The sequence below is a fragment of the Actinomadura sp. 6N118 genome, assembly GCF_044326415.1.
Taxonomy (GTDB): Bacteria; Actinomycetota; Actinomycetes; order Streptosporangiales; family Streptosporangiaceae; genus Spirillospora.
In genome coordinates, this window is record NZ_JBIRAZ010000037.1 from 15,361 (window position 1) to 36,312 (window position 20,952).

Below are 20,952 nucleotides of genomic sequence, written 5' to 3' on the forward strand. Positions count from 1 at the left end.
ACTGGGTCCCATCGACCTCGGCGCGGCGCTGCTGGAGGAACGCGTGCATCTCGTCGATGTAGCTGCGCTGCGCCAGGTCGTCGATCACAATCGACCACCTGGGTTGCGTGGAGTCGAGGGCACGGGGATCCAGCTTCTCAAGGACGAGCCGCAACTGCTTAATGCGCTGCCCGTCTTCGTCCTTGCCCTCGTCGACCGTCGCTTGCTGGCGAAGCCTGAGCCGGTAGAGGAACTCGACGAAGATGCTGTTGGCAGTTCCCGTCTGTGGTTAGTCGCCAAGCGAGAGCAAGCTGACGTGACTCTTTCAGAGGTCAAGGAAGTAGCGCGCGGCCCCGCGTTCCGCCGGTCCGCCGAGTACGAGGACGTCGAGGACGGGCTGGCGCGGGTGGCCCTGCGCTGCGAGGTCAGAGCTCTTCAGGAGCGCGCTGCTCTTGGGGCTCAGGCGGCGCGGTCGGCTTTGCTGGACGTCATCTCCTGTATGAAGGCGCCGATCTGGGCGATTGCGGGGCGTGCTTCCGGGATCAACGCGGAGAAGGCTTGGAAGACGTGGATCTGGCCCTCCCAGATCTGGAGGCGGCAGGGCACGCCTGCACGTTCCATCGCCTCGGCCATCAGCTCTGCGTCGCAGCGCAGAACCTCGATCGAGCCGCACTGGATCAGGGCGGGAGGAAGCATCGAAAGATCACTGGTCAGCGGCGACAGCGCCGGATCCGGCGGAGTCACGCCTTCGACCAGCAGCTCGGCCAGCTTGGCCATCTCCTTCGCAACGATGTACGGGTCCAGGCTTGCGTTGGCATGGGCGATCTTGGCGTTGCAGTCCAGGTCGAGCCATGGAGAGAGGCCGATCACGGCTGCGGGCTTGGGCAGGCCCTGTTCGACGGCCCGCAGCGCGGCGGCGAAGGCGAGGAAACCGCCAGCAGAGTCGCCCGCGATCACCACGTCCTCTGGTGCGTGCCCATGCGCGAGGAGCTGGCGGTACGCGGTGACGCAGTCGGCGACCGAGCCGGTCACCGGCACCTCTGGCAGCTGGCGATAGGCGATCGAGAGGGCCGGCATGCTGGCCGCCGCGGATATCTGCGCGATCATGCGGCGATGGGTGGCCAATCCGCAGCAGACGAAGCCGCCACCGTGGAAGTACAGGACCGCGCGCCCATCGGCGGACACCCCAGGCGCCGTCACCCACTCACCGCGGAAGCCATCGAACTGCACTCGGCGCAGTCGTACGCCCCGGGGCACCGGAGCGAGAGCAGCCAGCCGTTCCAGGGTCGCCAGGCGCCGCACGGCCCGCTCGTTGATCTCCCCGTTGCCGGTCATGCGTGGCCGCAGTCTCCGGTGCATGAACTCCGCAGTGCGCCGGGCCCGCCTGCTCGTGACTCGCGCCGCGTCCAACGTGTCGATCACCGCGACTTCCCTTCCCCACCTACGGCTCGAGTTGAGCCATCTGCGCGCCCATTCGACCGTACGAGCAAGATCCTCGCCCCTGCAATACCCGCAGTCGCCCTGGGCTGCTTCTGGGGAGTCGAACGCACGTTCAGGCAAACCCTGCCATCCTCCCCACAGACCTCGGTCGTGAGTGTGGTGACGTTCGCCGGTGGTGTGGGAGCGCCGGATCTCAGGGTTTGGTGCCTTGCGCCCAGCCGGGGTGAGCTACGTGCCACGATGAGCTCCCCGTAGCACGGACACCCTGATGTTGCCCCCGTTAGATGGGCACGGTGTTGTTGCCCCCGTTAGACGGGCACGGATGTTGAGAGAGATAGGGTTCGGCGATCTTCCGAAGGAGATCGTTGATCGTGCCCAAGCCCTATCCGCCGGAGTTCCGGCGCCGTGATGTGGAGCCGGCCCGGGCCGACGACACGTCGGTGTCTGCGCTGGCCAAGAGGTTGGGGATCAGCCAGTCCTGTCTGAGTAATTGGATTCGTCAGGCGGAGGTGGATGAGGGCCGCCGCGAGGGGCTGACGTCGGCGGAGAAGAAGGAACTGGTCGAGCTGCTAAGCCCAAGCAGTTGGAGTTGTAGAACGAGATCCTCAAGCGGGCGGCCGCGTACTTTGCTTGAGAGAATGTGCTGCCGATCTTGCCGGTTGTGAGGCGGTGCGGCGCGTGGGCGGCGCGGATTGCCGGGCTGACGATCGTGGTGTCGCCGTCGGTGACCACGCCGCTGGTGCTGGACTCTCAGCAGCTTGGCGGGATGGCCGACGAGCAGGCGTCCGCGCTGTCGGACCTGGACATGCAGGTCAAGTGGCGCCGGTGATCGGGCGCTGGCGGCCGAACCCGGCTTGGCGGCACGCCTCGACCCGTCCCGACGCCCTCCTGGATCAGTCTCCAGTACTCGTTCTCGAGCTCCAGCTTGCGTCCCCGTCTCCCCAACTCCACACCCTTCACATACCAGGAGTGTTGCGACAAATACTGGAACCCCGCCCGTCGCCTGGGGCCAGTCTTCAGGATCTGGCTCGATCTCCGTGAACGATCATGAATGTCGGTGCTGCGGGCGCAACGCCGGGCATGTGGGACGCAGGTCATCCTCGTTGCGTCGAAGGTCAGGCCGTGATCATCACGAAATCTGTGCCAGATCGAGTATTCAGGCGTCGTCGACACGCGCGGGGCTGGCGAATGGCGATTGAAGGGTTTCGGTCTGGGCGCTGCGGGATGAGGTTGATTCGAACGGCCGGTGACGATCCTTTGGGTCGGGCTCCGGGTGAAGGGCGTTGGCGGTCTGGCGTGGGAACCTGAGGTATTGAGGGCCGGGATTGTCGGGGAGGCGGTGCTTGAGGGTGAGGAGGCTGCATTGGGTGAGGGTGCGTTTGTGATTCGGCCTATTGGCTGGGTCGAGTCGGCGCTTGTGGATTTGGCTGCGGCGCCCAAGCAGGGTGACGAGGGCGCTCCGGAGGCTTGGCTGGTCTTCGAACCCGAGGTGAGTGAGGGGTTGCGTGACCTCCGGGTTGGGATGGAGGTGTTGGTTGTCACCTGGCTTGATCGCGCACGGCGCGATGTGCTGGCGGTCCATCCTCGTGATGACATGACCCGGCCGGTCACCGGGGTGTTCAGCACGCGCTCGGCGGACCGGCCGAATCCGGTCGGGTTGCACCGGGTCACGATCCTTTCGATTGATGGCTTGCGGGTGCGCGTTCAAGCACTTGAGGCGCTGGACGGCACGCCGATCGTCGACCTCAAACCGGTCCTGGGCTCGATCGGTGAGCGTTGAGCAGACCTTGATCGTTCCTTGGTGAATGCCGTAAAGATGGCCGATGCCCTTCACGATGAGTCATCCGGCGGCCGTCATCCCACTCGCGCGCGGCCCGCTGGTGCCATCGGCCTTGGTGGTGGGATCGATGGTCCCGGACGTGCCCTACTTCTTCGGGATGGGAGCGCTTCGGGGCGCGACGCATGTCCCGTTGGGGCTGGTGACCATTGATCTCGGACTTGGCTTGATCTTCTTCGCCGCGTTCCATCTGATCTGGAAGCTGCCGCTGCTCGCAATGACTCCGGGCTGGGCGCACGCACGACTCGCGATGCCTGCTCTCGCTTTCCGCCGTTCGATGATTAAGTGGGTCCCGTTGTCCATCGTGGTCGGTGCGGCGACACACCTCTTTTGGGACGCCTTCACGCACAAACATCACAGCTTCGCCGGTGCGCTTCCCTGGCTGATCTCGACGTCGTGGGGAGGGCTCACGCTCAACCGCTGGCTCCAGTACGCGAGCGGGGTGCTCGGTGTGGTGATCATTGTGTGGTGGCTGGCCCGCTGGAGCCGTACGGCACCGGTTACGGCGGCCGCACCGGAACGTTTGACAAGTCGGGTGGCGTGGACGGTAGCGGGAGCGTTGGTGCTCGCCACGTGCGGCGGGGGACTGCTGGGTGCGGTCACCCTGATCAACCAACCGGACGTCCCGCGTACCTTTCACATGACCCTCGCCAGCGGTGTTGAAGGCGCGATCGCTGGCTTTGGTCTCGCTCTGAGCCTGTATGGCCTTGCGTGGACCGTGGCGACACGCCGCCGGACCGGAGGCCCGGCGGTGGCTGAACCTGAGCCTGGTGAACGGGGCGGGCCTGCCCCGAGCGATATCGGGGCAGGCCGATGGTTGATCTAGCTCCGGTTGGATTGCTCGTCGCTTCTGGTCTGGCTCGTGTCCATGAGAATTGTCGGCACTGCTGAACGCGTTGTGTGAGTTCGTCTGCGGCTGCTTGCTGCTCTTGTGTGCTTGTGGCGCATTCGTTCGCTGCTTGCTCCTACTGGGTGCCTCTGCACGCTGCTGATCCTGCTGCGGTCCTCCTCAGAGCGTCTCTGCTGAAGGCTCATGCCTTTGCTGGGTCGAGGGATGCTCGGGCTGCAACGCCTGCCTTGTGTCTTTCGTTCTGGTGTCTCGCGCGTTGGTTTGCGGGGCGGTTGGCATGAGGCAGTTGCTCTGCCATAGGTCGGGGTCCTGAGCGGATTGGTATCGAGGGCGACGGGTTTGTGGGTGGGGGCAGTCTGGGGTCACGCGGCGGCGTGCTGGTGGGGGGCCTCGGCGGGCCGGGCGGCGGTGGCGGTGATGCAGGCCGGGAGTGTGCCGCCCCAGAGCCAGTCGTTCACCGTTCCCAGAAAGTCGTCGGGCTGGCCTACGGATATGAGCCGGGGTGTCACCGGGCGCAGGCGGACCTTGAACGTCGCGTCTGGGGGATCGCCTCGTGGGACGCCCCAGAATTCGTCGTAGTCGCCGGTCGTGAGCGTCAGGTCCGCGTCGATCGTCCGGCTGCGGTCGGCGGGGCCGGTGGCCAGCCAGGACCAGTGGTCGGTGAGCAGGCGGCGGGCGGTCGTGCGCAGGATGTTGAGGGCGGCCGAGTCGTGCGGGCAGGCGATGTCGGAGATCTGGAGCTCAGGCAGGCCGAAGCGCCGCAGGCCTCGCGTCATCAGCCGTACGCAGGCGCAGCCGTTCACTCCTTCCAGGTCGTCTTCGGGATCCGGGGCGGTGCAGCGGCCGTTGGCCCGGTAGGGCGGTAGTACGTCACCCAGCCAGTCGTCGGCGAGCACGAACCTTGGGCGTTCGTCACCGCCGGCGGCGACGATTTGGCCTGTCACGAGGTCGGCGGCGATGCCGTCAGTGGCCCTGGCGATGGCGTACGCGGCGGCGCGGGCGACCTGGACGCCGCGGGGCTGGTCGGTGACCGGGCCGACGGTGGTGACGACCGCGATGTGGTCTGCCGCGCGTAGCTCGGCCTCGGCCTCGCGGTGGGAGCGATGGGCCGCCACGATCTGGGACGTATCCCAGCGCAGCTGATCGGGATCGGCCCGTTCGATCTTCAGCTGCGGTGTGCCCAGCCGACCGTTCACGTGCGCCTCGTACGCGCTGGCCGACTTGCCGCAGGCCAGTGAGTGAACGTCCTGCGGCATGTCGTCGGCGGCCACGATGAACCGGGACGTAGTGGTGGCCGGGACAGGGAACGTTGTCCCAACTCCCGCGAGTTCCTTCTTCCTTGGCCGCCGCAGGTCAGCCTGATGCCCAGGCCAGCTCGGGTTCGTTGACTCTTGAGCAGATTTCGTCGTTCCGTCGAGATTCTCGACAGATCGCTGGTATCTATCTGTGGTTGTCGTGATTGGTGAGCCTGCGGAGGCTCTGGGTGGAGCGAGGCGTGTGTGACGCTGGCGGTGGTGCGGTCGCTGGGGACCGCGCAGCGGCTTCGGTCGGTTCAGGAGCTGGAGGATTTCGAGCAGGAGCTGGTCGACCAGTTCGCGCTGGCCTCGGCGGGGGCCGGGATCACCGATCGTCACATCAGCGAGGAACGATCGGTGATCTTCCAGTTCCTCCGGTTCACCGGCCGTCCGGTGTGGGAGGCGACTCCGGACCTGGCGGACCGGTTCTTGGTGCACCAGCGCAAGGAGCTTGGGCTGGCGGCCTCGACGGTGGCGGGCAAGGCGCAGACGCTCGCGCAGTTCTACGACTTTCTGATCTTCCGCTATCAAGGTGATGTCCACGCGCTCACTGGCCATGTGCTGGTGCAGCCGATCGATGAGTACAACCGGCCCGCCGATCCAAGTCGGCAGGCCATCCGGGTGCCGCCGCGCGAGGACGAGATCGATCTGTTGTTTACCTTGTGGCGTGCGGCGCTGCCGCAGGCGCGTAAGTTCCTGCCCGCGGTCCGGGACTACATGGCGGCCTCGTTGTGGCGTCGGGTCGGGTTCCGGATCGGTGAGACGGTCCACCTGGACATCCGGGACTGGCGCCCGGACCTGGGTGAGTACGGCAAGCTGCACGTCCGCTTCGGCAAGGGCAGCCGCGGTAAGGGACCCAAGACGCGGCTGGTCCCGGCGATCGAGTCGGTGGACGCTCTGATGCAGTGGTGGCTGGTCGACATCCGGCACCAGTTCGGCGACGACTGGAGCGACCCGGACGCGCCGCTGCTGCCCAGCGAACGCCGTGACCGGGTGACCGGCCGCTGTTTGCGGGTCGGTGACGACGCGCTCCGCTCGGGTCTGAAGGCCGCGGTCGCTGAGCACCTGCCGGCCTGGCGAGGGCGCCTCACACCACATGTTCTTCGGCATTTCTGCGCCTCCTCTCTTTATTCACGAGGAATGGACTTGAAAGCGATCCAGGAATTGCTTGGACATTCTTGGCTTTCGACCACGACGGGCTATATCCATGTCCACGACGACCACATCGAGACCGCATGGGCGCAGGCCAACCACCGGGTGGCGGCCCGGCTGGACGCCCGGTTGGCTGCGGGGACGACGACGGACGGAAGGTGAAGCGATGCGCTGGAATCTGCGAATGAAAGCGGCCGAGCGCGGGATTTGGAAATCGACCGAGATGCGTCGGCGTCTGGCTGATGCGGGCCTGGAGATCAGCGCCGGGAAGATGTCGGCGCTGTGGACCGGGACCCCGACCACGATCCGGCTGGACGACCTGGACGTGATCTGTTTCGTGCTGGAGTGCTCGCCCACCGACTTGCTGATCTGCGAGCCCGACCAGGTGAAGGCCCGCAAACCGCGCACCGAGCAGGAACAGGCGAGCGGGGGAGGCACCGCGGTGACACCGCGACTGGGCCGCAACCGGACGCTGCCGCCGGCGTGACCGCTCCGCGTTTGTGCATTCAGTGCCGGACGACGCCGGTCGCCACGGCTCGGCACGCGCACTGTTACGGCTGTATGCCCGGCGGTCCGCACGTCCCACCGCCGTGCCGCCGGTGTGGTTCGGAGGGCAACTATTATTCGGGCGGGCTGTGTCGCCGCTGTCACCGGTCGGCCCCGCAGGTGGTGGATTCCTGCGTGGCGTGCCTGGGCTGGGGCGCCACCCGGCACACCCGGTTCTTGTGTGAGGGCTGCCGAGGGTGGGAGCGGCGCGTCGCGGTGGGCGAGGGCCAGTGTGTGATCTGCCGGGACCTGTGCGCCTTCAACTCCGAGGGCGTCTGCCGGTTGTGCCGGCGCCAGACCATGCTGGCGCGCACCTGGCGCCGCGGCGTCAGCACTGCCGAGGCGAACCGGCACGGCCAGCAGCTGTTCCTCGTCGACACCTTCCATCGCCCACGCCGCCCCCGGACGGCAGCGGCGTCGCTCCAGACCAGCTTGCTGCCGGGTTATCCAGTCCAGCATCGTCAGCTCGTCCTGGTGGAGGTCGGTGATGAACTCGTCCGCGACGTGACGCGGCTGCGCACCGGCCACCGGCTCCAGCTTCCCGAGCCACGTGACCCGGTCCTGGCCGCCGCGCTGATGCTGGCTGCTGACGACCACGCCACCCGGCATGGATGGAGCCGCACCCGCAAGGTCAACGCCCGTTCGGCGATCCGCGTGCTGCTCGCGCTCCAGGACACCCCGGGAGCAGCGATCACCGCCAGCGCGGTCCTGAACCTGGCGCCTGGATTCAGTGCCCAGGCGGTGCTGGACATCCTGACCGAGATCGGCATGCTCGACGACGACCGCCAGCCCTCGGTGACCGCGTGGTTCAACGACAAGATCAGCGGGCTGCCCGAGCCGATGGCCAGCGAACTGCGCATCTGGTTCCAGGTGATGCTTCACGGCAGCGCCAATCCACCGCGCAGGTTGCCCCGCTCCCACATCACCATCCGCGGTCGGCTGCGTTTCGCGCTGCCGACGCTGACCGCCTGGGCCGCCGCCGGGCACACCTCGCTGCGGGAGATCTCGCGCGAACAGGTGCTGGCCGCACTCCCCGCCGAGGGCACCGAACGCGCGACGGTCGGCCAAGGCCTGCGGTCGATCTTCACGATCCTCAAGGGCCGCAAGGTCATCTTCGCCAACCCCGTGTCCCGTGTTCGCACCGGCCGGCCGCAGACCACCGACCCGCTGCCCCTGGACGAGGCCGGTGAGCTCGACGAGCTGCGCCGGGCCCTGGACTCCGGCGATCCCGTCCGGGCTGCGATGACGGCCCTGGCCGCCTTCCACGGACTGCGCAACCAGCATCTGCGAGAGCTGCAGCTCACCGACCTCGACGGTGTCCGCATGCGGATCGCCGACCGGATGGTCCTGCTGGCGCCCCCGGTCCGCCAGCGCCTGACCGCCTGGCTGGACTACCGGACGACCCGCTGGCCGGCCACGCTCAACCCGCACCTGTTCATCAACAAGCACACCGCCGTGCGCACCGGTCCGGTCAGCAACGTCTACGTCGGCGAGACCGTCGGAATGCGGGTCCAGCGCATCCGCGAGGACCGCATCCTGCACGAAGCCGACGCCACCGGCGGTGACACCCGGCGGCTCTGCGACCTGTTCGGACTCTCGATCAAGGGGGCCGAACGCTACACAGCCCCCATCAACGACCCTGGCCTTGCCCTCACCAACGATCCTGGATGAGACCTGTGTCCCCATCTCCGTCTCCCTGCCCCCGGTCAAAACGGCGGTTCGTCGGAGAAGCCGCCACCACTGAACCTCGAGACCAAGGCGGGTGCAGGAGAGGTCCATGGAACAGGCTCGGCGATGCGCCGACTGGCTCTCGCGGCGGCCAGCGGACACGTCAGTTCCAGAACCCGAGCGCTCGACTGGCTCGTCCACGGGCACGCACCCTTGGGTTCAAGCGGACATGCGCTTCAGTAATCGCGAACTCGCGGGGGACGATGGTGGAGCGCATGATCGCGCCTCCTTTCCGATTGCCGATCCAGCCAGGATGGGCCGGGTGGCGGCGGCGACGGAAGGCGAACGCAATTCTGTGGATAACCCGGCTCCGAACAGGGAGGATTTCGGGCATGGAACTGCGAGGGGCATCGGTCGTTCTGCGGCCCGTGGAGGAGAAGGACGCCCAGGTGCTGGGGGAGATCGTCCGGGAGCAGGCGGTCGCACGATGGTGGGCGCCACCGGAGAGCTTTGACGAGATGCTGGCGATCGTGGTGGACGGCGACGTCGCCGGTGCGATCCAGTACGACGAGGAGGACGATCCGGACTACCGGCATGCGTCTATCGACATCTTCCTGAGCGCGCGCTTCCACGGGCGAGGGCTTGGTACGGACGCGGTAAGGACGCTCGCGCGGTGGCTCATCGAAGAACGCGGGCATCATCGGCTGACCATCGACCCTGCGGCGGCCAATGACGCGGCGATCCGGTCCTACGCGAAGGTTGGCTTCAAGCCGGTCGGACGCATGCGGCAATACGAACGTGACCCCATTAGCGGCGAGTGGCATGACGGCCTTCTGATGGACCTTCTCGCCGACGAGCTGACCTAGGCACGCGATAGCGGAACCCTTGCACCGGGCTTGATCGTTGGGTTCGGATATGACGTCTGCTGCGGCCCTTACTCGCGCCGAGGCTCGTGAACGGGCCCGGCTAATCGACGTTCATTCGTACTCGGTGAAACTCGACCTCACCCGAGGCGACGAGGTCTTCGGCTGCAGCACGGTCATCTGGTTCGCGGCAGCCGAGCAGGGCGCCACGTCGTTCGCGGAGATCCGGCATGGTGCCGTACGGCGGATCGAGCTCAATGGCCGACCACTCGATCCGGTGACCGCTGTAGGGGGCGGACGGCTCGTTCTGCCTGAGCTGGGTGAGGAGAACGAACTGCTCGTCGAGGCGGACATGCTCTACACCCGCACGGGCGAGGGGATGCATCGCTTCGTCGATCCTGAGGATGGCGAGGTCTACGTCTACGCCAACTGCGGACCAGACCATGCGCCGTCCGTTTTTCCATGCTTCGATCAACCGGACCTGAAGGCCGCCTTCAGTTTGGCGGTCACGGCTCCGGCCACGTGGTCCGTGCGGAGCAACGGGGCGGAACACGCACGTCGCGCTGCGGAACACGCACGTCGCGCCAGCGGCGCCGTGCAGTACTGGAAATTCGCGCCTACGGAACCGATCAGCACATCCCTGGTCACTGTCGCGGCCGGCCCCTTCCATACCGTCGAGGCAGAACATGACGGCATCGCGCTCGGGCTGCACTGCCGTCGTTCCCTCGCGAGGCATCTGGACACGGACGCCGAGGAGGTCATCGATCTGACGCGGCGGTCGTTCGACCGCTTCCATGAGGTGTTCGAGCAGCGGTACGCGTTCGGCAAGTACGACCAGGTCTTCGTTCCCGAGCTGAACTGGGGCGCGATCGAGAAGCCCGGCTGCGTGCTCTTCAACGAACGCTTCGTCTTCCAGTCCGCCGTCACCGACACGCAGCGGGAGCTCCGGGCCACGGTCATCGCCCACGAGATGGCGCACATGTGGTTCGGCAACCTGGTGACGATGCGCTGGTGGGACGACGTCTGGCTGAGTGAGTCGTTCGCCGAGTACATGGGGTACGAGATCGCGGCGGTCGCCAGCCGATTCGCGAGTCCATGGACGGCCTTCGCCGTCTCGCGCAAGGCCTGGGGCTACGACGCCGACCAGCGGCCGACGACTCATCCGGTGGCGGCCGAGAGCCTTGAGGACGTGGCGTCGGCGCTCATGAACTTCGACGGGATCTCGTACGCCAAAGGTGCCTCGGCGCTGCGGCAACTGGTCGCCTGGGTCGGGGAGGAGACCTTCTTCCAAGGCGTCAACGACTACTTCGCCGCACATCGTTTTGGTAACGCCGAACTCACCGACCTGCTCGACGCCATTGGCGCAGCGGCTCCCGGCCGCGACGTACGGGACTGGGCGCATCGTTGGCTGCGTACCACGGGCCTCGACACCCTCCAGGCCGAAGTCGAGGGGGAGTCGGTCGTCGTGTCACACGCTGGGGCGCTGCGACCGCACAGGTTTCTCGTGAGCCTGTACGACGATGTGCCCGAACGTGGCCTCGTCCTGCGGAAACGCATCGCGGCCGATATCACCCCGGGCTCCGGCCGCACAGTGGTCCCGAACGTGCTCCAACTAGCGGAGCTTGACGCACCCACAACTGCCCCGCCTGACGCACCGACAACGGCGCTGCCTGACGCACCTACAACCGTGCTGCGTGATGCAGCCTCAGCCACTCCGGCGCTGCCTGACGCAGCCACTCCGGCACTGCCCGACGCACCTACAGCGGCGCTGCCCGACGCAGCTACGGCGGCGCCTGACACAACCACAACGGCGCTGCGCGACGCACCCACAGCGGCGCTGCCCGACGCATCGGGGGTGGCGCGGGCTGGTGCTGTGCGGTCGATGCGGTCTCGTGGATTGGTGCTGCTTAACGACGGTGACCTGACCTACGCCAAGGTACGGCTGGACAACGATTCCTGGGAGGCCGTGAAGTCGGGCCTTTCGACGATCGACGACTCGCTGACTCGTGCACTTCTCTGGAACACCGCTCGTGACATGGTGCGTGATGGCGATCTGCCTGCCGAGGAATACTTGGCGCTTGTGGTCGCCCAACTCCCCAGCGAGAACGTGGTGGCGATCGCCGAAGCAGTGCTCACGTTCAGCCGGATCCACGTCGCCGACCGTTTTCTGCGGCCCGAATGTCGCCCGCAGGCACTGGCCACTCTCGCCGATGTCTGCCGAACGATCCTGGGGCATCCCAAGTCCGCCGACGACCTGCGGCTAGCGGCCATACGGACGCTCATTCCGAGCGCCCAGACACCGGACGAGCTCACCGACCTCCAGCACTGGCTCCACACCGGGTACCTGCCTGGTGGGCTTGAACTCGACACTGAGCTGCGCTGGCAGATCCTGCATCAGCTCTCCGCTCTCGGAGAGGCAGGGGAGCAGGAGATCGCCGCTGAGCTCGAGCGTGATCCGGGTTCGGCCGGTGAAGAAGGCGCTGCCCGGTGCCGTGCCGCGTTGCCGGATCCGCGTGCCAAGCAACGCGCGTGGGGGCTTCTCTTCATCGAGGACGTGCTGTCTCCCCGCATGCTCGCCGCCGTCGCGCGAGGCTTCTGGCAGCCTGCTCGCCCTGAGCCGACCGCTGGATATCTCGAACGCTACTTCGACGAGATCCCGGCAGTCGCGGAGCGCGGCCAGATGATCGCGATGACGCTCGGCCGTGAGCTCTTCCCCGCTCATGCCGCCACGCCCGACACAGTTCGGGCCGCTGCCCGTTGCCTTGAACGCGACACTCTGGCGGTCGCTCTACGCCGGACCCTCGCCGACCAGCTGGACGATCTCCAGCGGGCTCTCCGCCTCCGGCAACAGTCGGAGGGGATTCGCCTGAGCTAGACGGAGGGGCCGGCGTACGAGGTGGAGTGGGCATGGCCGGGGCGGCGGGGGGCTCCGGGTGGGCTGACACATGCCCGGCCCACGCGCTGGACGACTCGGCGTCTGACTCTGATCAAGCTTGTGGTCAGGGCTTTTGCGCGTTATTGACAGTATGTCGAGCTCGTTCGTCCAGCACCGACACGCCGGAGACCACCGAAAAGACCACCAGTGGCCGATCTCGCGACGAACGTGTTGCATTGTGGGGAGATTTGCGGGGAATGTGTACGTTGGAGAGATCATTAGGGCTGTGAGCTGGGGGAATGGTCCCCAGTACAGTCGCGAACCCTGGAGGTACACGTGACCCGGACACTGTCGAGGGGCACCCGCGTGACCGGTGCCGAGCGCACCAAGCTCGCGGCGGAGCTGGCGCCGCGGTACGCGGCGGGCGAGAGCATCCGCGACCTGGCCGCCGAGACCGGCCGTTCGTACGGCTTCATCTACAACGTTCTGAAGGAGGCCGGTGTGCCGCTGCGGGGCCGTGGGGGCAACACGCGCCGCAAGAAGGACTGACCCCGGACGTCCCCTTTGCTCCCTGGGGGACCCCGGTGTCCTGCCGACCCCAAGGCGTCCCAGCCCACGGCGCTATTCTCCGGTGACCTCGGAGCGTCCGTTCAGGCTGGCCAGATCGGCGGCCGCCCGCCCCGCGATCCAGCCCTCGTAGTTGGAGACCGTCCGGGCGCGGCCCCTGGTGAGATTCGGGAACATCGTGTCGACTGCCTCTTCGAGGGCCCGGTCGCGTGCGGCCAGCACGGGAAGAAGATCCTTCCCGTCTGCCTCCGCGGCCGCTCTGGTCGTCGCCTCACCGGCCGCCCCGCGAAGCCGCTCCCCGATGCGGGCGGCGTAGGCGTTGAGAAACGCGTGACGGAACGAACGTGTACGGGACTTGCCGCACGCGTCCTTTTGCGCACCTGTGTGCACCATCGCGGTGGTCGCCTGTACCAGCAGTGACGTGAACAACATTTCCACCGCCGCCAGGTCAGACGGGAAGCCCAGCACCGTGGAGAATCCGAGTTCCCGATGCCACACGGCGCGGCAGCGGTTGGCTTCCGCCACGACCGTCAGCAGCACCGCCTTCGGGGAATCGTACGGATTGTCGACCGGAATCCGACGTCCGGCCGGCTCGCCGCCCGTGCCCGACTCGGCGGCCAGCAGAGCGTGGTCGATGCTGTACCGGGCCATCAGCTCCTGAGCCCTGGCGCTCAGCGCCTCGGCCTCTTCGGGGAACTCCGTCGACTCCGCCTTGGCCAGAAGCGCGCGTACCTTGCCCAGCATCCGCTGGTCGGTCTCCGTGGCTCGCACCGTGCGCGTCCGGCCGTTCGGCGGAGTCCCGGGCGGTGGGCCGATCCGCGCCAGTCTGGGGAGCGAACCCAGCAGGTGGGACAGCTCCAGCCCACACGTGATCAAGGTCGTGCGGTCGGCGTTCTCGCGTCCGCACCAGGCTCGGCTGAACGAGCCGTCGCCGTTCCACCAGACCTCCGCGCCGAGCGCCGCCAGTTGCTCCCGCCATGGCTCGTCCACGGTGGCGGCCGAGTAAGCCCGCATCTCGGCGGCGATGATGTCGATCGCCAGCCGCTGGTGCCGTCGGCCCAGCCGCCGCCCGGTGAACCGTACGAGATCCGCGGGCTGCCATCCCCGCTGCCAAGCCACGGTGACGCCTTCCTCCAAGCGCCCCAGGAGGACCCTGTCGACCAGCCTGTGCCACTCGCCGCCCGGCTTTTGTCCTGCGGTGAAGTCGGCCTTTGCGGTGAGGTCGGGCTCTGCGGTGAAGTCATGCTCTGCGGTGAGTTCGGTGGCGGTCTGAGCCATAATGACCTGGTCACCGCGCTGGAGTGCCTGAACCGCGTGGGCGATCAGGTTCTCCGCAAGCCGCCGAGTACGCGGTGGGCTGCTGGAGTCCGAGGACGAACGGGCTTGGCCAGACTGACGCCGCGCCTTTCTCACCAAGCCCTCCTCTCTCACCGTCCACACACCACGTCGAATCCTGCCATGTACCCACGAGACTTCGTGGCAACGTGCAGCAGACCGACACGACCGCCGCCTTCGGACAGGCGTACTTCCGCTCAGGCGGAAAAGTCCAGCTTCCGCTCAGTCGAAAAGGTCCAGCCAGTGGTCGGCTGTGCGGTCATCGACCATCGCGGCCGCTTCGACGCGGCCGCGATGGCGCGCGATGGCGGCCCGCGGCGGTCAGGCCCTCTCGTCCTCCCAGATGTTGAGCAACCGCCAAACCTGCTTGCTCACGGGGTTGATCAGGCCGATCTCGGAACACAGCCCGCGAACGTTCGACACGGCCCGTGAGATGAGGCCCTGCGAAGGCTCGGTGGCCCAGTAGGTCTGCTTCATCACCTGCTCGGGGATCTGGAACTGCCGCGCCATCGCGACCGGCGGCGTGAGGATGAGCAGCACCCCGAGCTTCATCGAGGGCGGCACGACGAGGCTCAGCACGAACCGCTGCGGCGCGGGCATGCGCGGCACGCGGTGCTTGAGGAACTGCCGCGCGAACGAGATGTGCCGGGCCTCCTCGGCCACATGGATAGAGATGATCTTGTTGAGCAGCGGATGCCGGGCCGATCCGTCGCGGAGCATGCGGCGCTGCACGTAGTCGATGGGCTCCTCGCCGGCGAGCACCCAGAAGAAGAAGAGCGAAGGCGCCACGAGACTCAGCGGAGGCACGATCTCCGCCATCACGCGAATGGCGAGCGGCATGCCCTCCACCGGTGCCTCACTGCGGTTCACGAACTCCTGGAACATCATCCCGTGATGTCCCTCTTCAATCGTCTCGTGGTAGATGTAGCGGAACTCGGCCGAGTCGTTGGGCAGCCGGAACGCGTACGTGAGGAGCCCGCGCTTGAGCACGTTCTCGAACTGCATGCCGACCTTGCACACCTGCGCCTGCCGCCACAGGCCGATCCTCGCCTGCACGTGCTCTGGCTGGGCCCGATACCAAGGGTGCGCCCCTAGCGGGTCTATCTCGGGCAAGACCCAGCGTGGATCGTCCGGGTCGATCTGGAAATCGGGATCGTCCCAGGGAATGTCGGTGTAGGGCTCCCAGTGCTTCTCGACCGACGCCTTGGAGAGTCGTCGCAGCGTCTTTTCGTAGAGAACGTCCTCGGCGTCGCGAGTGCGTGCCTCGTCGATGTCGATGACCTGTGCCCGGGGCATGGCAGTTCCCTTCGCCGTTCGCGCCAAATGCGGGGATGCGTGTGCCGACGTCGTCCGTCGCCTGCGGGTGTCTCCGCGGCCTCTCCTGACCGCGTTGTGCGCACGATTGTCAACTTAGGTGTGAAGTCAGGGACGGTCAACAAGTTACGGTTGCGTCGGTTGGACCGTTGAATCTCCACCAGCCTGGGCGGACATGTGGCGCCGCCAATAGCGCCCAGCGAAGTGGCCGAGGCCGGTCAACCGGCAGGTCAGGCCCCCTGTTGCCGGTGCGTTGCCCCGGTAACGCGGCTGTTGTTGCCGTGAGGCCTCAGGCGCGGAGTTGTCGCCGCGGGAGGTCAGAGACGCCGTATTGCCGAGCGCGAGGTAAAAGGCGGCGTATTGCCGCGCGGGAGGTCAGAGACGGTGTATTGCCGTGCGGGAGACCAGGCGTGGCCGTTGTCGCCGCGGGAGGTCAGGCGCGGCCGTTGTTGCCGCGGAGTTCGTCGACGACGACGCTCTGGTAGGCCCGGGTGGTGTCCGGAACGTAGGTCAGGCGGGCGAGCGCCTTGCCCTCGTTGTTGCGGATCTCGAAGTGGTAGCCCTCCCCGGAGATGCCGACGTGGGCCGCTGCCTGGTCATGGCGGAGGCGGCACATCGTGTCGACCTTTTCGAGAGCGATCTTGAGGCTGCCGGCATCGCTGATGAGCCGGGCGGGCTCGCTCGTCTCCCAGATCTCGAACATGCGGTTCGCGTCCTGTCGGCGGGGTGGGGGCTAGAGGGGGTCCAGGGGCTTCCGTTGTACGGGGGATAGCTTGCGCTCATTTCCTGGAAGATTCAACCAGAACCGATATCGGATCTATCACCATTCGGAGCGGATCACACGCAATGCGTCATGACGGCCCGATGAGTCGGCGCTCATTCGTCGGCGAGGACGACCTGGCGCTCGGCCGCGTCCGGCTCGGCGAAGCCCAGCAGACGTTCGCCCTCGGCCGTGAGCGCGTTCAGGGCACGCTTGGGCAGTTTCCCGAACGGGCGGAGCCGTAGCGTGGCGACCTTGCGCTTGCGTTCCAGTTCCCAGAGACCGGCGGCGAAGCCATCCCAGAGGAACGTGGCGCGGACGCGGAGGTTCTTGGTCGTCAGCAACGGGCGGTGCGCAGCGGCGATCACGCGGGAACGGTCGGCGTGCGCGAGCACCAGGTTGTCGAACTCGGGCAGGAATCTGGCCTCGGCTGGCGTGTCCTCCTCAGGCCGCGGCGCGTTGGGCAGGTCGAACAACTCCCGGCCCTTCTCGTCCTCGAACGTCCGCAATTGAGGCCGCAGCCGTTCCAGCACCTCGCCCAGCTTCGGCAGGCCAGACCATTCCTGCGCGTCGGCGACCGAGGCCGGGCCGAACGCGGCGAGATAGCGCAGCACGAGTGCATCCGCAGAAGAGTCGTCCGACGGCGGCTCGCCCAACCAGACGTCCGCCAACGTGAACTCCGACGTACGCGGAAACGCCCACCGGTCCTCCGTCGGCACCATCACCAGCGGCAGGCACATTCGCACGGAGAATCCCAGCGCCCGGTCGTTGACCTCCGGGAACTCCTCCTGCAGCAAGGCACGGAGCTCGTTGAAGGTCCGTGGCCGTTCCTCCAGCAGTACGCGGGCGGCCGGAAGGACCTTGTCCAGCTCCAGCCCCTCCGCGCGCGACCCCAGCATGCGAAGCCCAGCGTCCAGCATCGGTTGCATCGAGGCCCGCAGAGCGCCGTAGTCCCGTGCCGACATCAGATGCAGCGTCCCGCGCATCATCGTCGCCCGCACAACCGAACGCTCCTGAAGCGAGGCGTGCAGCAGCGCGGCCTCGAACCCTGCCACCCGCGTCCAGAGCCCAAGGAACGGAGGTTTGGGTCCCTGCGCCTGCATGCCGCACAACCGCTCCACCGCCTCGGCGACGGAGACCTGCTCGCGGGCCAGCAGCATCTGCCGCGCCAGGGTGGCCCGGTTGAGCGCGCGAAGGGAGATAACGTCTGCCATCAGGTGCGATCGTATCCCCGGCCCCCGCCTCGGCCACGGGCTCCCTAGCGTGGCAGGGGCTCCTTGGTGCCGGGCATCGTCCGACGCTGATCATCTGTCGTGATCAGGACGTCACAGGCACGCGTAGACGGCGTCGACCAGCGCCTTGTTGCGGGGGTTCCGCCAGCGCGGGCCCATCTGGTTCGTCACATACCCGAACGCCACGCCCGCGTCCGGATCGCAGAAGCTGAGGGAGCCGCCCGCGCCGAAGTGCCCGAACGAACGGGGATTCGGGCCGAGCGGGCGTTCCGGCTGGGTCAGCTGGAAGCCCGTCCCGAACCGCGAGGGCCGATGCAGGATCAGGTCTTCACCCGAAACCTGCTCGGCGGTGGCGGCGGTCAAGGCGTCCGCGTCCACGATCCGTACGCCGTCGAACGTCCCGCCCGCCACGAGCGCGGCGTAGACCCGTGCGACACCTCGCGCGGTGCCGTGGCCGTTCGTCGAGGGAATCTGGGCCTCGCGCCATGCGGCAGAGTTGATGACCCCCATGCCGGACAGCCCGCCCGGGTTGAAGTACGCGTTGTACTCCATGAGCTGCGCCTTGGTGAGCTCGGCCATGCGGTCGAGTTCTGGCGGCGCTTCCTGCCAGATGAAGTGAGCAACCCGATGGTGCTCCGCCGCTGGCAGTCCGATGTGGACGTCCGCGTTCAGGGGGCCGGCGATCTCCTTCCGCAGCAGCTCGCCCACCGTCCGGCCGGTGGCCCGCCGTACCACCTCACCGACCAGGAAGCCGAACGTGTTGACGTGGTAGCCGTGCGCGGTTCCCGGCTCCCACCAGGGCTCCTGCTCGGCCAGCGCGGCGGTCATGGCCGACCAGTCCAGCATCGCCCTGGGCGGCAATCTCCGCCGCACGGCGGGAAGTCCGGCCTGGTGCGACAGCAGGTGGCGTACGGTCACACCCTCTTTTCCGCCTCCGCCGAACTCCGGCCAATAACGAGTGACCGGCGCGTCCACGTCCAGCCGCCCTTCGCCGTCCAGACGAGCGGCCAGGAGCGCGGTCAGGCCTTTGCCGACCGAGAAGACGTTGACGAGCGTGTCCGGCTGCCACGCCCGGTCATCAGCGGCCTGCCCACCCCACAGATCGGCGACCGGCCGCCCGTCCACGACGACGCATACAGCGCCGCCCAGCTCGCCGCGCTGCGCGAAGTTCGCCGCGAAGGCCTCCCGAACGGCCTTGAAGCGGGCATCGCACCTGCCGCCGATCATCGACCCGCCATTCCATCCGAACGTCATTCTGGTGCCAGACCGTACCGCGACTCACCCTTCCGCCACAGCAGGGCCGGATTTCCTCGGAGCCTCCCGCGCGACACGTTCGAAGAGCCCCCCGATCGCGGCGACCGTGCCCTCGTCGGCCTGCAGGGTGAAATTGCTGTTGAGCGAACGCAGATCGAGCTCTTCCTCGGCCGAGAAGACGATCTGGGCGGGCGCCGCGTTCGTCATCGTGGCTTCCGCGACAGGACTGAGCCCAAAGATCGGTGAACTGATCTTCAGAACACCGAATGTCCCCGCGGGCCTCGACTACCGGGGTACAGGGCTCTGACCTGCACGGGTCTATGAACAACGAGTGGAGCGCCGGTGGGTTACGCACGATCTTTCTCGATCTGCACGTGCATCAGCCCTTGCACCTGCACGCTATTTCCTAGCAGGATTGCCCCGGACCCCCGCACGTGAACTCCCCGGAGATCGCGATGACCGCACACTTGAGCGACAGCGACCGACAGGCGCTGCGGCTTGCCCACGACCTCCGCGAAGAGATGCGGCTGGCGCTACCGCCTCACGGCGCCGCCATCCCCGCGGTCTCTCCCTTCGTCGACCCGGCCGGACGGCCGAGTGTCCTCATGCGGATGGACGCGGACACCGCGCGCGCCCTGATGGCCCTGCTCGGCGAACGCCGGGCCGAGCAGGCGGCCGCGCCACCCGAACCCCGCCGTGCCGACGGCTCTCACGTGCCACCACCCGCTACGGCGGTCGCGGGCGCGCCCATGGCAAGCGCGCCCATGGCGGGAGCGGCTCATTCGCCCCTCCTGCCCACCACCTTCCCGGCTCGCTGACCGCCTGCCGACCGCGCGCTGAGCGACCGCTGGCTGACCGCCCGGCGGCGCATCCGGCCACGGGGTCGGTGTGTGGCTGGATCGAGCCAGAGGGCCCGGCACTCACTGCGGGGGCGGCTCCTTGAACCTCGATGCCCAGGGCGTCGGCGAGGAGCGGGGGCAGATCGAGGAGCCGGACCAGATCGAGGAGCTGCGCGGGGCTGACGATGGCTCCGCGGATCGTGTGGGGATCGATGGTGATGCCCAGGTCCGCTCCGCGTAGATCCATCTGATCGAAGGTGGCCCCAGCGAGGACGGGCCTGTGGGGGATGAGGACAGGCTACTAGCGGATCACGCCGCCTCCCAGACGGCCGCCACCGCCTCGGCGGCCGCGGCGGCTTGGCGGCGCCCCGCCCGGGCGGCGGGCGGGCGGCGGGCCGGATCCAGCGAGTTGCGGCCGAACGCGCGCCGCGAGGCGGTGTCCGGGGAGATCACGACCACCGTGGCGCCGGTCCGGCGGAGATCGGCGGCCTGTCCGGCCACGCTCTTGATCGCGCCGAAGCCCTGGGTGACGGGGGCGATGACGACGACCGCGTCATGGCCGGCGGCCAGATCCGCGTTGGTGGCCGACCGGGCCCCGCCGTCGATGTAGCGGCGGCCACCGATCGACACGGGAGGATAGACGCCGGGCACGGCGCAGCTGGCACCCACAGCCTCCAGCAGAGTCGCCTCGCCGGTCCGGTCGAAGACGGTGAAGGCGCCCGTGGCCGCGTCCACTGCGGTCACCAGCAGGGGTCGATCGGGCCAGTCGTGCACGGGCAGCCGTGCCCTCATGACGGCGGCGCGTTCGGCTTCGGGGGCGGTACGGGCGTTGAGAGCCATCCGGCCGAGCCGCGCGCCGACTTGGGCGGGCTCCCGTGAGCTCAGGACCGCCCAGGCCGAGCGGGCCAGGTCCGCGCGGCCCATCCGGGCCGGTGGGCCGGTCTCCAGCGCGGTCAGCTGGGCGGAGAAGCGTTCTTCGAGATCCGGGCCGGCCGCGACCTGCGCGCCCACCACCGAGCCGGCCGAGGTGCCCACCACGAGCTCCGCGCGGGTCAGGTCGATCCCGGCGGCGGCGAGCCCGGCGAGGACACCCCATTCCCAGCTGATACCGGTGAGGCCACCACCGCCGAGCACCAGTGCGCCCAC

Annotated in this window: 21 protein-coding genes; 12 read left to right on the forward strand and 9 right to left on the reverse strand. The window is 67.7% G+C overall.

Annotation, left to right across the window (positions count from 1 at the left end; genetic code table 11):
• Window positions 1-438: 438 nt before the first annotated feature.
• Complete coding sequence (locus ACH34W_RS51215) at window positions 439-1,401, reverse strand: alpha/beta hydrolase (protein WP_395968568.1); 963 nt, start codon at window positions 1,399-1,401, stop codon at window positions 439-441.
• A 389-nt stretch (window positions 1,402-1,790) separates the two neighbouring features.
• Between ACH34W_RS51215 and ACH34W_RS51220 the strand changes: the two genes are divergently transcribed.
• The 4 genes from ACH34W_RS51220 (at window position 1,791) to ACH34W_RS51235 (ending at window position 4,082) form a co-directional block, all read left to right on the forward strand.
• A complete protein-coding gene (locus ACH34W_RS51220; protein WP_395968617.1) occupies window positions 1,791-2,084 on the forward strand; it encodes a transposase in 294 nt (97 codons plus the stop codon).
• On the forward strand, window positions 2,072-2,248 hold the full coding sequence (locus tag ACH34W_RS51225; protein ID WP_395968569.1) for a hypothetical protein: 177 nt from the start codon (window positions 2,072-2,074) through the stop codon (window positions 2,246-2,248). The genes ACH34W_RS51220 and ACH34W_RS51225 overlap by 13 nt, the downstream gene beginning before the upstream one ends.
• 417 nt (window positions 2,249-2,665) lie before the next feature.
• A complete protein-coding gene (gene tsaA / locus ACH34W_RS51230) occupies window positions 2,666-3,199 on the forward strand; it encodes a tRNA (N6-threonylcarbamoyladenosine(37)-N6)-methyltransferase TrmO (RefSeq protein WP_395968570.1) in 534 nt (177 codons plus the stop codon).
• A 43-nt stretch (window positions 3,200-3,242) separates the two neighbouring features.
• Complete coding sequence (locus ACH34W_RS51235) at window positions 3,243-4,082, forward strand: DUF4184 family protein (RefSeq protein ID WP_395968571.1); 840 nt, start codon at window positions 3,243-3,245, stop codon at window positions 4,080-4,082.
• A gap of 386 nt (window positions 4,083-4,468) precedes the next feature.
• Here the strand turns inward: ACH34W_RS51235 and ACH34W_RS51240 are convergent, their stop codons facing one another.
• A complete protein-coding gene (locus tag ACH34W_RS51240) occupies window positions 4,469-5,377 on the reverse strand; it encodes a hypothetical protein (protein WP_395968572.1) in 909 nt (302 codons plus the stop codon).
• A gap of 228 nt (window positions 5,378-5,605) precedes the next feature.
• On the opposite strand from ACH34W_RS51240, the gene ACH34W_RS51245 reads away from it, so the two are divergent.
• The 6 genes from ACH34W_RS51245 to ACH34W_RS51270 all read left to right on the forward strand — a co-directional run bounded on the left by ACH34W_RS51245 (window position 5,606) and on the right by ACH34W_RS51270 (window position 13,054).
• Window positions 5,606-6,715, forward strand: coding sequence for a tyrosine-type recombinase/integrase (locus ACH34W_RS51245; protein ID WP_395968573.1), 1,110 nt, complete (start codon window positions 5,606-5,608; stop codon window positions 6,713-6,715).
• A gap of 22 nt (window positions 6,716-6,737) precedes the next feature.
• Window positions 6,738-7,040, forward strand: a complete 303-nt coding sequence (locus ACH34W_RS51250; RefSeq protein ID WP_395968618.1) for a helix-turn-helix domain-containing protein — start codon at window positions 6,738-6,740, stop codon at window positions 7,038-7,040.
• Window positions 7,041-7,222: 182 nt separating this feature from the next.
• Window positions 7,223-8,770 carry a hypothetical protein gene (locus ACH34W_RS51255; protein WP_395968574.1) on the forward strand — a complete coding sequence of 516 codons (1,548 nt, stop codon included), beginning with the start codon at window positions 7,223-7,225 and terminating at the stop codon, window positions 8,768-8,770.
• Window positions 8,771-9,159: 389 nt separating this feature from the next.
• Complete coding sequence (aac(6'), locus tag ACH34W_RS51260; protein ID WP_395968575.1) at window positions 9,160-9,633, forward strand: aminoglycoside 6'-N-acetyltransferase; 474 nt, start codon at window positions 9,160-9,162, stop codon at window positions 9,631-9,633.
• A gap of 49 nt (window positions 9,634-9,682) precedes the next feature.
• A complete protein-coding gene (pepN, locus tag ACH34W_RS51265) occupies window positions 9,683-12,505 on the forward strand; it encodes an aminopeptidase N (protein WP_395968576.1) in 2,823 nt (940 codons plus the stop codon).
• 336 nt (window positions 12,506-12,841) lie between these two features.
• Entirely contained in the window at window positions 12,842-13,054 is a 213-nt protein-coding gene (locus ACH34W_RS51270; protein WP_151562616.1) for a helix-turn-helix domain-containing protein, read from the forward strand.
• 72 nt (window positions 13,055-13,126) lie between these two features.
• On the opposite strand, the gene ACH34W_RS51275 is transcribed toward ACH34W_RS51270, so the two are convergent.
• The 6 genes from ACH34W_RS51275 to ACH34W_RS51300 all read right to left on the reverse strand — a co-directional run bounded on the left by ACH34W_RS51275 (window position 13,127) and on the right by ACH34W_RS51300 (window position 19,174).
• Window positions 13,127-14,350, reverse strand: coding sequence for a DUF2786 domain-containing protein (locus ACH34W_RS51275; protein WP_395968577.1), 1,224 nt, complete (start codon window positions 14,348-14,350; stop codon window positions 13,127-13,129).
• 378 nt (window positions 14,351-14,728) lie between these two features.
• Entirely contained in the window at window positions 14,729-15,703 is a 975-nt protein-coding gene (locus tag ACH34W_RS51280; RefSeq protein WP_395968578.1) for a diiron oxygenase, read from the reverse strand.
• 451 nt (window positions 15,704-16,154) lie between these two features.
• Complete coding sequence (locus ACH34W_RS51285; RefSeq protein WP_395968579.1) at window positions 16,155-16,424, reverse strand: hypothetical protein; 270 nt, start codon at window positions 16,422-16,424, stop codon at window positions 16,155-16,157.
• A 173-nt stretch (window positions 16,425-16,597) separates the two neighbouring features.
• On the reverse strand, window positions 16,598-17,695 hold the full coding sequence (locus tag ACH34W_RS51290) for a winged helix DNA-binding domain-containing protein (protein WP_395968580.1): 1,098 nt from the start codon (window positions 17,693-17,695) through the stop codon (window positions 16,598-16,600).
• A gap of 111 nt (window positions 17,696-17,806) precedes the next feature.
• Window positions 17,807-18,967 carry a serine hydrolase domain-containing protein gene (locus ACH34W_RS51295; protein WP_395968581.1) on the reverse strand — a complete coding sequence of 387 codons (1,161 nt, stop codon included), beginning with the start codon at window positions 18,965-18,967 and terminating at the stop codon, window positions 17,807-17,809.
• A 24-nt stretch (window positions 18,968-18,991) separates the two neighbouring features.
• A complete protein-coding gene (locus ACH34W_RS51300; RefSeq protein ID WP_395968582.1) occupies window positions 18,992-19,174 on the reverse strand; it encodes a hypothetical protein in 183 nt (60 codons plus the stop codon).
• A gap of 248 nt (window positions 19,175-19,422) precedes the next feature.
• Between ACH34W_RS51300 and ACH34W_RS51305 the strand changes: the two genes are divergently transcribed.
• On the forward strand, window positions 19,423-19,785 hold the full coding sequence (locus ACH34W_RS51305) for a hypothetical protein (RefSeq protein ID WP_395968583.1): 363 nt from the start codon (window positions 19,423-19,425) through the stop codon (window positions 19,783-19,785).
• Between the two features lie 121 nt (window positions 19,786-19,906).
• Window positions 19,907-20,047: a hypothetical protein gene (locus ACH34W_RS51310; protein ID WP_395968584.1), complete on the forward strand. Its 141-nt coding sequence runs from the start codon at window positions 19,907-19,909 to the stop codon at window positions 20,045-20,047.
• A 68-nt stretch (window positions 20,048-20,115) separates the two neighbouring features.
• On the opposite strand, the gene ACH34W_RS51315 is transcribed toward ACH34W_RS51310, so the two are convergent.
• Window positions 20,116-20,952 (reverse strand): patatin-like phospholipase family protein, encoded by an 837-nt coding sequence (locus ACH34W_RS51315; RefSeq protein ID WP_395968585.1) that lies wholly within the window; start codon window positions 20,950-20,952, stop codon window positions 20,116-20,118.